The 15,545-nt window shown below is 69.9% G+C and carries 12 protein-coding genes and 1 pseudogene; all 13 read right to left on the bottom strand.

From position 1 onward, the window contains the following. Positions 1-10: 10 nt before the first annotated feature. Positions 11-1,828, bottom strand: a complete 1,818-nt coding sequence (locus O7603_RS32065; RefSeq protein ID WP_281573445.1) for a glycoside hydrolase family 3 protein — start codon at positions 1,826-1,828, stop codon at positions 11-13. A gap of 174 nt (positions 1,829-2,002) precedes the next feature. Then, entirely contained in the window at positions 2,003-3,253 is a 1,251-nt protein-coding gene (locus tag O7603_RS32060) for a serine hydrolase domain-containing protein (RefSeq protein ID WP_281576899.1), read from the bottom strand. 300 nt (positions 3,254-3,553) lie between these two features. Further along, positions 3,554-4,009: a GNAT family N-acetyltransferase gene (locus O7603_RS32055; RefSeq protein WP_281573444.1), complete on the bottom strand. Its 456-nt coding sequence runs from the start codon at positions 4,007-4,009 to the stop codon at positions 3,554-3,556. Positions 4,010-4,219: 210 nt separating this feature from the next. Beyond that, complete coding sequence (locus O7603_RS32050) at positions 4,220-5,236, bottom strand: CU044_5270 family protein (RefSeq protein ID WP_281576898.1); 1,017 nt, start codon at positions 5,234-5,236, stop codon at positions 4,220-4,222. Between the two features lie 14 nt (positions 5,237-5,250). After that, positions 5,251-5,856, bottom strand: coding sequence for an RNA polymerase sigma factor (locus O7603_RS32045; RefSeq protein WP_281573443.1), 606 nt, complete (start codon positions 5,854-5,856; stop codon positions 5,251-5,253). A 186-nt stretch (positions 5,857-6,042) separates the two neighbouring features. Then, positions 6,043-8,064 (bottom strand): hypothetical protein, encoded by a 2,022-nt coding sequence (locus tag O7603_RS32040; RefSeq protein ID WP_281573442.1) that lies wholly within the window; start codon positions 8,062-8,064, stop codon positions 6,043-6,045. A gap of 26 nt (positions 8,065-8,090) precedes the next feature. Then, the gene (locus O7603_RS32035) at positions 8,091-9,785 is read right to left on the bottom strand and encodes a S8 family serine peptidase (RefSeq protein ID WP_281573441.1); all 1,695 of its coding nucleotides are present in this window, start codon (positions 9,783-9,785) and stop codon (positions 8,091-8,093) included. A 333-nt stretch (positions 9,786-10,118) separates the two neighbouring features. Then, positions 10,119-10,604: a hypothetical protein gene (locus O7603_RS32030; protein WP_281573440.1), complete on the bottom strand. Its 486-nt coding sequence runs from the start codon at positions 10,602-10,604 to the stop codon at positions 10,119-10,121. Between the two features lie 3 nt (positions 10,605-10,607). Beyond that, a complete protein-coding gene (locus O7603_RS32025; protein ID WP_281573439.1) occupies positions 10,608-11,126 on the bottom strand; it encodes a hypothetical protein in 519 nt (172 codons plus the stop codon). Positions 11,127-11,310: 184 nt separating this feature from the next. After that, positions 11,311-12,159: pseudogene (locus tag O7603_RS32020) on the bottom strand (anchored repeat-type ABC transporter permease subunit); the annotation flags it as partial. Continuing rightward, positions 12,159-12,902 carry an anchored repeat-type ABC transporter ATP-binding subunit gene (locus tag O7603_RS32015; protein ID WP_281573438.1) on the bottom strand — a complete coding sequence of 248 codons (744 nt, stop codon included), beginning with the start codon at positions 12,900-12,902 and terminating at the stop codon, positions 12,159-12,161. The pseudogene O7603_RS32020 and the gene O7603_RS32015, both read right to left, overlap by 1 nt. Further along, positions 12,899-13,831: a choice-of-anchor M domain-containing protein gene (locus O7603_RS32010; RefSeq protein WP_281576897.1), complete on the bottom strand. Its 933-nt coding sequence runs from the start codon at positions 13,829-13,831 to the stop codon at positions 12,899-12,901. Before O7603_RS32010 ends, O7603_RS32015 begins: the two co-directional genes overlap by 4 nt. Positions 13,832-13,889: 58 nt before the next feature. Next, on the bottom strand, positions 13,890-15,443 hold the full coding sequence (locus tag O7603_RS32005) for an anchored repeat ABC transporter, substrate-binding protein (protein WP_281576896.1): 1,554 nt from the start codon (positions 15,441-15,443) through the stop codon (positions 13,890-13,892). Between the last annotated feature and the right edge of the window lie 102 nt (positions 15,444-15,545).

The following is a 15,545-nucleotide window of genomic DNA, read 5'->3' as shown; positions in this document are numbered from 1 at the left end:
TGGTCGCCGCCTACCAGGTCAGGCCGTGGCCGTAGGGGTAAAGCACGGAGCCCGCGCCCTCGGCCGTGGGAATCGTGACGGGCAGCCGTCCGGTCGGGGACAGCTCGCCGTGCAGTGCGCGGACGAGGGCGTCCATCGCCGCCCGGGTGTACGAGTAGGTCGCCAGGTAGGTGGTCACGCCCGGCAGGTAGGCGATGTCGTAGGGATCGCGGACCGCCACGACGATCACCGGCTTCCCGGTTGCGAGCAGCGCCGCGACGAGGCGCCGCTGCGTGCCGCGCGGGTCGGTGACGAGCGTGTCCCACGCCTTGTTCACCAGTACGACGGTGAGATCGTGCCCGGCGGCCTCGGTGGCGGTCGCGGCGATCACCGCATCGCTGGGTAGCGTCGCCGGCCGGGCCGTGGCGCGGGAGCCGCGGGCGGTGAACCCCTCGGCAATCGTCGCGACCGGGGCGAAGGCGGCGCTGTCCCAGCCGGTAACCAGCACCGAGCGGTCGGCACGGTGCAGCGGCAGGAGCCCGGCGTCGTTGCGCACGGCGGTGAGCGTCGGATCGGTGACCCGGGCGACGGCGGCGAGGTGCCCGGCCGCGCCGACGGTGCGTACCGCCTCGTCAACGTCGACCAGCGGTGAGCGGGCCAGCCCCTGGCGGTACTTCAGGCCGAGGATGCGCCGGACCGACTCGTCGATCCGCCGCTCGGGCAGCTCGCCGGTGGCGACGGCGCGCAGCACCGCGTCCCGCGCGAGTGCGAGGTCCGGCGGCATCAGGAGCTGGTCGGCGCCGGCCTTCAGCGCCAGCACCGGCACCCGCTCGTCGCCGTACTTCGCGCGGACACCGGCCATGTTCAGCGCGTCGGTGACGATGACGCCCCGGAAGCCGAGTTCGCCGCGCAGCACGCCGGTGAGGATCCGCGGCGACAGCGTCGCGGGATCGCCGGAGGTGTCGAGCGCGGGGACCACGATGTGCGCGGTCATGATCGATTCGACGCCGGCGCGGATCGCCTGCCGGAACGGCGGCGCGTCGATCCGGTTCCACTCCGCCCGGCTGTGGTCGATAACCGGCAGACCCGTGTGGCTGTCGGTGGCCGTGTCGCCGTGGCCGGGGAAGTGCTTCGCCACCGCGCTCGCGCCGGCACCCTCCTGGAAGCCGGTGACCTGCGCGGCGGTGAGGCGCGCCACCAGCGCGGGGTCGGCGCCGAAGGATCGTACGCCGATCACCGGGTTGCCGGCATCGACGTTGACGTCGGCGATGGGCGCGTACGGCTGGTGGATGCCGACGGCGCGCAGCTCGCGGCCGGTTATCGTCGCCGCCACGCGGGCGGCGTGGGGTGACCGCCCGGCGCCCAACGCCATCGCACCGGGGAACTGCGCGGCGGGGGCGGGCATCCGCAGCACCACGCCCTGCTCCTGGTCGGTGGAGATGAGCAGCGGCACCCGGCCCTTTGCGCCGTCGCCGAGAGCGGCGCGCTGAAGGCCGTTGGAGAGGGTGGCGATCTGGCGAGGATCGTCCAGGTTGTGCGACCAGGAGAAGTAGCAGACGGCCCCGAGGTGGAACCGGTCGACCACCTCGGCCGGCGTCTCGACGCCGAATGCCGCCCGATTCGCGGCGCGGTCGGCGGCCGTGGGCTCGGCGGCGTCACCGCCGTAGACGTAGGCGGCGAAGAGCTGGCCGACCTTCTGTTCCAGGCTCATGTGCCGCAGGGTCGACGTGACCCAGCCATGTTCGGCGGCCGGGCTCGCCGGCGCGGCGGAACCGCGGGCGGGAAGCGGCGCGAGGCTGGCCATCGACGTGGCTGCCAGCGCGGTCGCGGCAACGAGACGGGTACGCATAGACGGCCACCTCTCAGTCCGATGACCGAAACTTAGCTACACGTCTATGGATCGTCAAGAAGGTTAGCTACACACGTTCGCCGGCCCGGCGTGGGAAGAGGGTGGCGACGCGCCTGGCGGGTGGGCCGCCGAGTACGGTGTGGTGCCGGCCAGCACATGTCGGCCGCGGCAAGCTCACAGGTGGATATTCACCTGTTCCGGCTGCTTGGTCGATGGTGTCGCGGTTTGCGTGACTCCTTCCTGCCGCAGTTCCAGGAGGTAACGCTGGTCGTCGGTCTGCCGGAACCGGACTTCCAGATCGAGTCCTGGGTGTAGGTAGCGACCGTCCGGGTCCGCCAGGAGTACAACCGGTTGCTGGGCGGCGGCGGAGAAGCTCAGTTGGCCGTTGGTGACCGCGATGTCGATCGGGTAGTCGTCGTGGAGGACATAGCGGCCCGTCACGTCACCACGCGGCGCGGCGGTGATTCTGGTGGTGTGCCGACGGTCCGCGGCGGCGCGGATGCTGGCCAGCAGCTCCCAGCCATCCTCAGAGTTGGTCGTCGCAGCGACCGCGGTGCCGCTGTCGGGCCACACGTAGGAAAAGCAGGTATAGCCGACGTTCAACCCGGTGTGCCCGAAACGCCGACGCCCGGCGCGGTCGTCGACCTCAGTGCCGAGCCCGTAGCTCCCGCCAGGAATCTGCGGTGTCCACATCTCGGTGGCCAGGTCGCGGTCCAGCAGCTTCGATTCTCCCGAGGCCGCCCGGGCGATCTCGAGGTCGAGCCGGACCAGGTCGGCCGGGGTGCTCCACAGTCCAGCGGCGGCCGTCTCCGGTTGCGCTCGCCAGCCGCCGGAAATCGTGGTGCCACCAGCGTGATGGCCACGAGCAACCAGATGCGGTCGCTGGTGCGGAAACTGCTGATCGAAACTGCTGCCAGCCATGGCCACCGGTTCCAGCACCAGAGTTCGCATGAGATCCTCGAACGGGGTTCCGGTCGCGTCCACCATCAGCTGCTGGAGCACGGAGTAGTGGCTGCCCGAATACCGGAAACGGCTCCCCGGCAACAGGGTCGATCGAACCGGTGGAGTAGTCGTCGGGCCGCTGCCTTCCAGGACCTGGAACAGTGACGGGGCGCGATCTGCGGCATAGCCGCGGTACCAGGTGTCGGACAAACCCGCCGTGTGCGCCAGCAATTGTCGTAACGTAACTCCCGGTTGCTGACCCCCGCGGTCGAGTAGTTGCCACGAGGTGAGGTATTCGCCGATGTCGGTGTCCAGATCCAGGACACCGTCCTGGACCAGGAGCAATGCACCGAACGCGGCGACATGCTTGCTGATCGAACAGGCCGCGAAAGCGGTGCCCGGGGTCACCGGCGTCGACGTCTCGCCACCCGTGACGCCGTAACCCGCCTCCCACACCCGCCCGCTCACGTGCCCGACGGCGATGCTACCCCCGGCACCTGATAGGTGCTCATCAGATCGGGCAACCTCGCCGTGTCCGGCGAAAGCCGCCCGGAGGACACATGGCGGTCAAGTTGGCCCAGCAATGGAAGCCAGGCCTGAGAGAGATCCGCGTATTCCACGGCGTCGATTCTCGACCACCCGTACCCGGTGGATCAAATGCCCGGGACTTCCACCCGCCGCAAACCTTTGCACCAGGCGACGCTCGACGTCCTCGGCGCGGCCGGGCAGGTCGACTGGCCGAGGCGAGTATCGACAGCATGCACGTACGCGGGCGAATCGCGGTCAGAGGTCTTTGGCCATGTTGCGGCCGGTCTCGGTGAAGCCCAGCTGCTCGTAGAGGGCCCGGGCGCCGGCGTTGTGGGCGAAGACGTGCAGACCGATTCTGGAAAGCGCGTTGTCGTGGCACCAGCGCTCGGCGGCCAGCATGATTGCGCGGCCGTAGCCCTGGCGGCGTACGTCGGGTTCGACGGCGACGTTGTAGACGAACGCGCTGCCGTGGGCGACTTTGATCCAGAGGAAGCCGACGCGGCGATCGCCGTCGTAGGCGTACCAGAAATGGTGGTCAGGGGTGGCGGACTCGTCGGGAAGCAGCTGCGCGTAGGTGTCGGCGGCGTTGCGGGCCGCATCCTGCGCCGACTGGCCCGACGCGGCGACGCTCTGCGCGTAGTGCGCCTCGGCCTCGGCCCGCCACGGCTTGTACTGATCCTCGGTCATCGGCTCCAGCCGTACGTCCGTCATGACCGACAAGCTACCGAGTCAGAAGCACCTGCACGCACTCGCAGTTCGGACCGCCGGTCCACGGCGGGCCTAGCGTTGTGGAGTCGCCACCCTCGCAGATCCGGTGTCGAGATGATCGAGGTCGAACAGCTTTGCGTCGACCCTTTACCCCATGCCGAGGCGGTACCGGCTGGCCCGGGCGGGCTGTCGCCCGGGCCAGACTCGGTCGGGTCAGCCCGTCTCCTCCGGCCGATCGACGATCTCGACGTTGGTCACCACGAGTCGCTGGACGGTGCCGCTTTTCACTCGTACGGTGCCGTCGAGTCCGTGGGCGGTGTAGTCCTTGATCGCGACAGCCCGCTCGCCGATCAGCCGATGGGTGTCCGGGTCGAGCAAGACCTCCTCGCGCAGCCACCCGCCCTGAACCCGGCCGAGCGCGATGGCGGGTCGCCCATCGACGTTGACGGCGTCCGGCACCAGCGTCACGTTGGGAATCTTCGCCATCGCGCGGTAGATCGCGGCTTCCACGCCGGGCGGAAGCACGTTGTTGCGGAGGATGGCGTTCAGCTGCCCGAACGAAAAGCTGTTGCGGTCCTCTTCGGTGCTGTCGGTGAGCCCTCCCATCTCCTGGTGCAGCCACTGCAACAGGGCGTCCGGGTCGGTGGGCAGAGCGGCCAACGTCGGATAGTCCGATGGCGGCGTCGTGCGTGCCGGCTGGCCCTGGAACTGGAACTTGCCGTCTACGAACCAGGCGACCTGCCTGCCGTCCGCGCGCATCCAATGTTGCAGAACCCGGGTCCGGTATGGCCCGCCGGTGACCAGACCGCCGGGCCCTGCCCCGCTGGTCATCCGCTCCTCGACGTGGATCCACTGATCCGGACGCGGCGCGGTGAAGGACTGCGCCCCCGCAGCCGAGGCGGCACGCTCCAGAGCTTCCGCGGCGCTGGCCGGGCGCGCGGCCGGAAGGCCAGGGATCGCCGTCCCCGCGGGCCCCCGGTCCACCGGTCCGTTGACGCTCTCCACCACGGTCAGACCTCCGACCACCGCGGCGACCGCCGCCGTGATGACGCCCACCCGCCAGCCGAGCCGGGGCAGGCGCCAGGGGGTGGACGCGCGTGCCCGCGGGGACGGCGCCCGTTGCGGGGCCGGGTTGTCGACATGTGCGGCCCGGGCCAGCAGCGCCGCCCGTGCCTGCGCCCGGGTCGCCGGCGACGGGGGCGGCACGTCACTCCAGGCGTCGCGCAGCATCGTCATGTCATTCATCAGTCGTTGTCCTTTCCGATTACGGTCGGGTCCGCGCCGCCCAGGGCCGCCCGCACTTTCTTTCGTGCCCGGTGCAACCGGGAGCGTGCCGTGCCCGCCGGGATCCCCAGCGCCCCGGCCGCTTCCTCGCAGCTGAGCCCCGCCCAGGCGACGAGCAGCAGGACGTCCCGGTCACGCGCCGCGACCTTGGCCAATGCCGCCGCCAACTGCCCCCGGACGGCCTCGACGTCGATCCGTACGGCGACCCGGTCGGCGTGCCCTTCGGCAACGTCGAACCGGTCGACGCGGGCGAGTGCCCGGTACTGACGCACCTCCGTGCGCTGATGACGCGCGATGAGATTGGAGGCGATCCCGTACAGCCACGGTCGGGCGTCCGCGCGCGCCGTGTCGTACCGCTCCCGCAGGTCGAACGCGATCAGGAACGTCTCCGCGGCGATGTCGTCGGCCAGGCTGCCACCCAACCTCCGGGCCGCATATCCGTGGATCTGCAGGTAGTAGCGGTCGAACACGGTCGCGAACCGTTCAGGCTCTTGCCGGGCCTGTCTGATGACGACGGCGTCGGTGTCGTCCGTGGCGGCGTCCGCCGCCCGGGTCAACACAGCCATGTCCAGCTCCTTCACGTCAGGTCTGCCCACTGTCGCCTGGGCTCGCACGTTCTTCGTCGATGCGCCGGGAAGTGTTCGCGGGCACGCGTGCCAGCTGATCCCGCGCGGTCATCGCCAGTCGGTGTGTCGGCCCGCCGGACGGTTGCCGCGGGGAACGCCGCAACCGTCCGGCGATGTCGGTCGGGACTACCCGCCGATCTGGTAGGCGCGCAGCACGGTCTGCTCCACGGTGTTGCCGTCGGTGTCGGTGGCCTTCGCCCGTATCGAGGCATAGCCGGTGGCCGGGGAGGCGACGCCGACGGTCCAGTGGTTACCGGCCGGGGTGACGGTGGCCGGTTGCCAGCTGCCGCCGTCGTCGTACGACACGTCGACGGTGAGGGAGGTGAGCTTCACCCGGTCGTCGCCCTGCCGCTCGACGTACATCGGGAAGGTGAACGGTCCGGCTGGAGCTCGGTTCCGAAGGTCCACCGCGGGATCGAACCGGGTGGTCAACAGCGGCAGCGCCTTCGCCTCGTCTTCGGTCGACGAGCGGAAACTCCAGGTCGCTGACACCTTCGTCGACAGTGGCCACCACTCGGCCGCGCGGTTGGTCTCGGCAACCAGTCGGTAGGTCGCCGGCTCGTCCGGTATGTCGAATCGGGCCGTGTCGGGCGTCGGCTCGGTTCGCACGAGTGCCCCGTTCCGGTAGAGGCTGATCGAGCCGGTGTCGGTGCCGTCGTAGGGGAAGGGAACTCGTGGTCGTCCGGCGGCGTCGCCGTACATCGGCAGGATCACGTCGATCGCGCCGTCCTTGCGCCAGGCCCATGGTCTCTCGCCGTCCAGGGTCTGCGTCGTACCGGGGAATGTCGGCCCTGCCACGGCCTTGTTCCAGGCGATCCGGTTGCCGCGCCCGGCCTCGAAGTGTCGCTTGTCGTGCAGCATGTCTCCGCCCCGCCAGCCGAGGTGCAGCTCCCAGGAGCCGGGGGTGAAGTATTCGGTGCGTTCCGTCGGGACCCGTACCGGCAGCGTCCAACCAGCAGACAGGGACGTGCCGAAGAACGGAGTCGCTGCGCCGAAGTGGCGCATGGAATCGGCCCCGTTGTCGTGGTAGGTGGTCCGTACCGCGGCGAGGTCCTGGGTGCGCGGCCGGTGGACCTGGGCTGCGGTGATCTGGCGCTGCACACCATAGGTCAGTTCGTACCGTGACTCGGTCCACGGTCGGCTGACGTAGGACGCCGTGGTGTCACCCGCCTTGACCATGTCGGTGAATCGCTGCGCGGTCTGGCCGTAACCGAGCAGGGTGGGCAGGGCCGCCGCGGGATCGTCGGGCGCCTGCCCAGCGGCGCGGACCAGGCCTGAAGCATCGGCCGGAGCGTTGAGCATGGCCAGCATTCCACCCGCCTCTTTGATGGCGGCGGTCCGCTCGAGCACCTCCTCGTCGGTGGTGTCGCCGGGAACCTCGATGAGGACCAGTTTGCCCTCGGCATCGATTCGTGCCAGCTCAGCCGGCGTGCCGCCCCCGCCGTAGACGGCCGGCAGGGTGGCGCGCTGCGCCGATGCCGGCGCCCCGGACAGCCAGCCGACTGCGACCTCGAAGCGGTTCCTGCCTCCGGTGAACAGCTCCAGCTCGGGCTCGGTCGCCCGCCGTGCCTGCCCGAAGGCGAAGCTCGGCGAGCTGGTGCCGGGCACCGTTGCCGCGTACGCCTCCTGGAAACGGGGGTCCAGCAGGGACAGGACGGTGGAGGGACAGGCGCAGTCGGAGACCTTGGTGTGCGTCGTGATGGCGTAACCGCCGCCGCGGGCTTCGGGGTTGTCGGGGTTGACCGACACCCGCTTGCCGTCTCGGGCGTCGAGCGTCTGCACCCTGTCCCGATCGACCTTCAGCTCCGGGTGAGAGATGAAGCTGTACGTGGGCTCCTGTCCGGCCCGGGGGGTCTGGATCGTGGCGTGCACGGCATACCGACCGGCCGGTAGCCGCACGGTGCCCGGCGTCCCCCAGAAGAAGAAGTCGCTGTGGTCGAGATCGAAGATCGACACGCTGGGCAATTCACCCGACGGCGGGGAGGTTCCGGCCCGGTCGACCAGGTTGACCGTCAGGTCGTACATCTCGGCTTCCTGGCGCACCGTCAGCACGGTTCGGGTGGTGATCGTCCCGTCGGCGCTGCGGGCGGTGAGCACGCCACCGTACGTGCCGGCGGCGCCGTCCTGGCCGGTTACCGTCAACTCCACCGGCACGCTCCCACCCGCCGGGACGGTCACTGTCTCGGCGGACAACGCGAGCAGCCCGGCGGGTGCGGGCTGCCCGTCACCGCGGCTGAGCGCTGCTGAGAACGCCAGCGTACCGGAACGGACCCGTGGTTGTACCAGCTGACGGTGCGCTTCTGCGGCTGACCCACGTTGGGCCACTTGAGGAAGGTCGAGACGCTGCCGGTCGCGGTCACCGGCTGGCTGGTCGCTCGGGCGACGTCCACCCGACCGCTGCCCACCGCCGACGTTCCGGCGGAAGCCTCGACCGCTGTGCTCATCAACGCCGACTTCAGCCGGTCAGCCGTCCAGTCCGGGTGCTGTTGGACGAGTAGCGCCGCGGCCCCGGCGACGTGCGGGGCCGCCATCGAGGTGCCGTCCAACTGCTGGTACGCATCGCCCACCGGTGTGCCGAGCGGCGGCACGCCGCCCGGTCGGGCGGCCACAATGCCCCCGCCCGGCGCCGCGATTTCCGGCTTTGCCGCGCCGTCACCCAATCGCGGGCCGCGGCTGGAGAAGGGGCTCAGCTCGTCGCTCTTGTCCACACTGGCCACTGCTAGCGCCGCATCAGCGGCTGCCGGCGTGGACACCGCCTCATCGGCTCCCTCGTTGCCGGCGGCGACGACGAACAACGTCCCGTGCTCCCGGGTCAAAGTGTTGACGGCATCGGACAAGGGATCAGTGCCGTCCGTAATCGGGCCGCCGAGGCTCATGTTCACCACCCGGGCCTGGGCGTCGACCGCCGCCCACTGCATTCCCGCGATGATCGCGTCAAATGACCCGGAGCCGAAGTCGTCCAGCACCTTGCCGACCGCGAGCGTGGCGCTCTGGGCAACTCCCTGGTGCCTGCCCTCCGAGCCCGCGCCCGAGCCGGCGATAGTCGACGCCACATGGGTGCCATGCCCGTGGCCGTCCGCCACGCTGCCCTTGCCGGAGAAGTCCTTCGAGTGGACAACTCGTCCGGCCAGGTCTGGATGATTCGCGTCGATGCCGGTGTCCAGGACGGCCACCGTCGTGCCCGTGCCGGTCAGGCCCTTCGCCCAGGCAGCCGGAGCGCCAACCTGCGGCACGCTCTGCTCGAGACTGGCGCGGACCTTGCCGTTCAGCCACATCTTCTCGATGCTGTCGGCCAATCTGGTCGTGCGGGCGCCCGACGGCTGGCGGCCATCCGGCAGCAGTCCGCGCCAGAACTCTGCCGCGCTGGACTTCTTTTCGTCGATCGCCGTCATGCGCAGTCGCGGCAGTGCCCGGCGCACGGTCGCCCCCGCCGCGGGGGCCGACCGGGCCGCCAGTCCGGTGTCCGCGTACCGCACCAGCAGTGGAACGTTCGGTGTGCGTGCGTCGTCGTACCCCTGTCGCACGAGGCCGGTGACGTTGAACAGCTCCCGATCCAGCACGCCCGCCTGCACGAGCGCGGCAGCGTCCGCGGGCACTAGATACCGATCGCCGCGCCGCGTCAGCTCCTGGAAACTCACCGGCGCCGCCCGTCGCGCCGGATGCACTGCCAGGTCGGTGCGCCCGGCCACGGTTCGTACGAGCACCCGGTCACCGGTTACCAGGGTGACCCAACTCCCCTGACCCGGAGCCGCGGCCGAGGTATCCGATGGTGGCGACGCGGCTCCCGGGGCGGCCTGGACCGGTGTCACCGCCGCCGCGACGATGACCGCCAGTGCCAGCGCCGTTGTCAGACCGTTACGTCTGCTCATCTCACTCCTTGTGTCGCGGGTACCTGCCCTCCTTGTTGCCCGACCCCGTCCCGGCCGTTCTCGGCGGCGATCGGCTTGCCGCGATGTCGGGGATGAAGGGATGGCGAGTCCCCACTTGCACGTGGTGACGTGCGGCACGTCGTTCCGGTTCACCACCCACCTGGTCGCTGCCGGCATCTATCGGCGCCGTGGGCAACCGCCCTGACGGAGTCCACCATCGGGACCGCGGAGCTGAGCCTGGCCCGCGTACTGGGAAGGTCGGCGATTGATCGGTGCCCAGATCGTGCTCGATCAGCCGCCTGAGCCTCCGGTAGCCCGGCCCCCGCTTGGCTGTCACGCCGGGAGGGCTTCGCCGATCGGATCGCGCAGTGAGGTCGGGGAGATCAACGGCTGGAGTGGGCCGTCGTCGACGATCCCCGGCAGCCGCCGGGCCAGCCCGGCGAGCAGGTCGGCGACCTGGACGCGTGGATCATCCCGGGAGTCGACCATCACCAGCCCGGCCAGCGGCGACCCGGACGGCGAAAGTCCGGCGCCGTCGGCCAGTATCTGCTGGAGGCGCCGCAACCGGTCGGCCGTGAGGGCGCTCTGCTCGTCGTGGATCACCAGCACCCGCCGCCTCCGGCCGCTCCAGAACAGAACGGTCTCGGCCAGCGCCGGCAGCAACGGCTCCAGCGGTGGCGGGATCGCGCGGTCGTCGTCGTTCAGCCTGGCCAGGATGATGCGCACGCGGGTCCGGCTGAGGCCGTGGAGGATGGCCTCGGCCCGCACGCCCAGCCCGTGTCGTATCAGCGCATCCCGTGCCTGGAGGAACCGGTCCACGGTTCAGTGATCCGGCTGGTGTCGCCGGTTGATCCGGAGCATCTCGACGAAGGCCGCGAGGAACGTCCCCCAGTCTGAACCGGCTGAGTGTCTGGCCCGATACAAGGCGAGGGCGGCCGACCGGTGTTCCTGGGTCAGGCGGGTACCGGCCGCGTACGACGGCTCGGTCAGCAGCAGGTCGACGATGCGGGTGACGAGGAAGTACTGCTTGTCGATCAGATGGACGTGTGCCCGGCCGCGCAGCGCCGCCAGGAACCACCGCAGCATCTCAGCCGCTTCGGGTCGGCGGAGGAACTGCCGGGACTTGAACTCGTTCGGCGAAAAGCGGAATCCGGACCGCAGTGTCGTGATCAGCGCAGCCGCCTCCTCGGCGCGCAGGTCGGCACTCGCGTGCGTGATCACCGGCGTGGCTGGATCGAGCAGGTTGGTGCCGGAGAACCCTGATTCGTCGCAAGCGATCTCCACGACTGCGCCGGCCACCTCATCCACCGGCGGCAGCCCGCCCTGAGGGGGCAACCTCATGACAGGTCCCATGCCATGTCGACTATGGTCGCCGATCGTCGCCGCCGTCGGCCAACATCCTCCCGTCGGCATGCGAGAGCACCCGGCCTCCACGAGCAGGCACCGTCGGACCCGGCGAATGGGAGTCAGCGGGAGCGGACACGGAATTTGATCTGCCGTCGTCGGCGAGAGGTTGCCGGCCCGGGCGTCGCCAACGCCTGGTCAGGAGACCGTGCCGTGGGGCGAACAGCCAGGCGGCGAGGAAGACGGCGGTGGCGACCAAGACGATGGTGCCTCCGACCGGTGTGTCATAACTCCAGGAGAGGTACAGCCCGACCAGGGCTGACGTGCCACCGATCACCGGGGCGAGCAGCATCATGACGCCTAGCCGGTCGGTGAGCAGCCGGGCCGCCGCGGCGGGGGTGATCAGCAGTGCCAGGACGAGGATGTTGCCGATGGTCTGCAGGGAGATCACGACGGCCAGGGTCACGAGGACGTAGAGCACGATGTCGAGCCAGAAGACCGGCAGCCCCATCGCGCGGGACATCTCCCGGTCGAGGCAGACCGCCACGAACTCCTTGTGCAGGGCGAGCACCAGGCCGAGGATGACCAGGCCGGTGCCGGCGACCAGGTAGAGGTCGCGGTCGGGGATGCCGGTGATCGAGCCGAACAGGAACTGTTGCAGCGATCCGGCGTAGCCGGGAGCCTGCGAGATGACGACGATGCCGAGGGCGAACGCGGCGACCAGGAACACGCCGATGAGGGAGTCCTCCTTGACGCGTCGGTTCTGCGAGAAAATCGCGATCAGCAGTGCGGTGGCGACGCCGGCCACTGCACCGCCGAGCACGAGGCTGCCCTGGAGGACGAAGGCGACGGCGATTCCGGGAAAGACCGCGTGGGCTACGGCGTCTCCGATGAAGGCCATACCCCGGAGGACGACGTAGCAGCCCACGACGCCGCAGACGATGCTGGACATGACGGCGATCGCGAGTGCCTTGGGGAGAAACGCGAGGTCGGGGTTGAGCAGGTCGGTGACGAAATCAATGATCGACACTAGGCCACCTTCACCAGCTTCATGAGTGGAGACGTCGCGCTCACTCCGAAGGTTCTCGTCCACAACCGGGCGTCCTGCAGGTCGGCGGGGGGCCCGTCGGCGATGACCCGACCGTTGAGCAGGACCAGCCGGCTGCAGGCGTCGACCGCGGCGAGAAGGTCGTGGGTGGTCATCAACACGGCGTTGCCCTCCTGCGCGAGGCTGCTGAACAGGTTGCCCAGCAGCTCCTGGGTGGGCATGTCGAGCCCGGTGAACGGCTCGTCGAGGAGCAGGATGCTCGGTGCGAGCGCGAGGGCCCGTGCGACCAGAACCCGTTGCCGTTGTCCACCCGACAGCTCGCCGACCGGTCGGCGACGCAGGCCGCTGAGCTGTACGCGGTCGAGCGCGTCGCCGACGGCTCGCCAGTCGGCGACGGCGGGACGACGCAGCAGGCCGATCCGGCCGGTGCGGCCGCTCAGCACGGCCTGCTCGACGGAGATCGGGAAGTCCCAGGTGAATTCGTGGCGTTGTGGGACGTAGCCGATCCCGGACCGGCCGGGGCGGGCCGGCCTGCCCTCGACCAGCACTCGGCCATGGCGGGTGCGGATCAGTGCCAGGATGGCGCGCAGCAGGGTGGTCTTCCCGGCGCCGTTGGGGCCGAGCAAACCCACCAGTTCGCCCCGATCGAGGTGTAGCTGTACCTCTCGCAGTACCGGCCGGCCGCCCAGGTCCACGTCCAGCTTCTCGATGTCCAGAGCTCTCACGGTTGGTCTCCTGACGGCGACGGACGGCGTTCCTGCTCGGCCCGGCGTCTCGCGCCGTGTCCTCGGAGCAGGAGAAAGACCAGGCCGGCGGCGAGCAGGATGGCCGCGCCGCTGAGCACGACGAGCAGCTGGCTGTTGGCTCCGTCGGTCGACGCTCCGGGCTCGGTTCGGTCGCCGTCGGGTGGTGCCTGGCCATGGGCTGTGGGGAGGTCCGCCGTGGCGGCGAGAGCCTCGTCGGTGCTGGTCGCGTCCCCCACCGCGAAGCGCAGGGTGCCGGTCGCCGAGGCCTTCTCACCGCTGATCAGGTCGGCCGACACCTGCACCGCGATCAGGTAGACGCCGGGCTCGGTGAAGACCCAGTTGGCGTGGGTGTGGGTGTTGACCTCGGCCCAGAAGGGCTGAGCCGCAGGATCGGCGGATCGCCACAGCGGTTGGGGTGCGGCGAAGTTGCCGGACTGGAGGTACGTCGTCAGGGTTCCCGGTCCTTGTACGCCGAGCAGGGTCAGGGTGACGCCGCGGTCGATGGTCTGCATGACGCGGGGGTCCTGGGTGTTCCAGCCGAGCCAGACGACGTCCTGGTTCTGCGTCTGCGGCACCACGTACACCCGCTTCCCGGCGTCGACACCCAGGAACGCGTACGCCGGATCGTCCGGCACGGTCTGCAGCGCGGCGTCGGACACGCGGAGCAGGGTCTCGTCGGGGTCTCGCCACACGGGCTTCGCCTGCGTGCCGTCGTGGATCAGCAGGGCCCACCGGTCGTCGACGTAGCGGGGGCCGATGTCGACGTGCCCGGCGGCGAGCATCGCCCGGCCGGTGGCGAGCGGTTGGTCCGCCGCGATCGACTGGCTGAGGCCCGGTGTCGGCTCCTTGGCCGCCGCGGGGTTCGGTGCCACCGAGAACACGATCAGTGTCGCGAGCGCCCATCGCATGACAGTTGTGGTGGTGCGGGTGAGCCGTCGCGCCTGTCCTGCCGTCACTGTTTCTCCCTTACTTCGCCGTGGTCAGGCAGTCGCGCAGCGATTCGGCGTTGAGCCGCATCATGTCGAGGTAGTTGGTGACGTCACGGTCGAACGTGTCGCCGTAGATCGGGCACACCCGCAGCCCCTTCTCGCGCGCCACCTCGGTCAGGGTGGTGGCGCGGGCCGCCAAATTCGGTTCCAGGAACACGGCGGGGATGTGCAGGTTGCGGATCGTTTCGGTGAGCCGGCGACGGTCGGCGAGGCTCGGCTCGGTCGCGGGGTTCGGGGTGACGAAGCCGGAGATCTGGATGCCGTACGCCTGGCCCAGGTAGCCGAACGCGTCGTGGGTGGTGACCAGGTGGCGTCGTGACGGTGGGATCTGGGCGATCGTGTCGCGGACGTAGGTGTCGAGCGCTTCGAGTTGCCTGATGTAGGTCGAGGCGTTCGTGCGGTAGGTGGCGGCGCCTGGGGGGTCGACCCCGATCAGGGTGTCGCGGATCAGTTCGACGTAGGAGATGGCATTGCGGACGTTCTGCCACAGGTGTGGGTCGATCTCGCCGTGCACGTGCTTGCCCAGGACTGCCTGTGGCAGCTGGTAGACCTGCGTGCCGGGGCGGCCGAGGAACCGGAACGTCCGGTCGCCTGGCACTTCGAGCAGCGCCTTGTTCGGCACATCGATCACGGTGTGGGCGGGGTCGTACACCCGTTGGTTCGCCTCGCCACTGCCCTCCGGGTCGGCGAACAGGTAGAGCCTGCGTTCGTCGAGGTCGACGGTGAGATCGGCGTGTCCGGAGTTCAGCACCTCTGCGCCGGCCATCCCCGGCACCGAGTGTGGATCCACTCCGACGGCGAAGGTGAAGACCTGGTCGCCCATGGGGATGGGGGCCGCCCCCGAGTCGACGGCCAGCCGTGCGCGCATGGCCAGCCGGTAGACCCCGGGCTCGGTGAACGCCCAGCTCATGTGCGTGTGTGCGTCCGGCGGCAGTGTGGCGGTGTCGTCACGGTAGCCGCCGGCGGGGTCGAACCCGTCGGCGGTGTCGACGTAGAACGACGGGTTGCCGAAGGACTCGGTCAGGTACGCGATCATTCGGCCTGGGCCGTCCGCCGCGGTCGCGCTGAGCAGCACGTCGGAGGACCGGTTGGCTCCGTGCGCCGCGCCGGTGCCGCGCACTCGCATGCCCAGCCAGATGGTGTCCAGCGACACGTCCTCGACCAGCGGGATGATTTCCGCGGCGTACTTCACCGCCCCTTCGGCCAGCGAGATGTTCGGTACGCCGCCGCGGAGGTTGGCGTCCAGGGCCTTGATGACGGCCTGCTCCTCCAGGAGCAGGTAGTTGCTGAACGCGACGTCGGCGTAGACGACGTCGCGGATGTTCCGCAGCGATGGCTCGTAGCTGTGCGGATCGGCGCCGTCGGGCACCAACGAGGTGACGGCCACCCGGCCACCGCCCACGTGCGCCGCCAGGTCGCGCAGGATTCCGGTGGTGGTGACGATCTGGACGCGCTCGTCGTGCGCGCTCAACGACGGCTCTGCCCGGCAGCCGGTGGTCAGCAACGTGATCAGGAGCGGAAACAGCAGCAGCCGTGGGACGCGGTGTGCGGGCGTGCGCGTCCCGCCGGCACCGAAAATCCGCACCTTTCCCTCCGAAGTCTCGGCCCGCGCGCGCGGCTGGAGCCGCCGTCG

The sequence above is a fragment of the Micromonospora sp. WMMD812 genome (assembly GCF_027497215.1).
Taxonomy (GTDB): domain Bacteria; phylum Actinomycetota; class Actinomycetes; order Mycobacteriales; family Micromonosporaceae; genus Micromonospora.
Note: the sequence above shows the minus strand (reverse complement) of the source record. Positions and strands in the feature narration are given on the sequence as shown.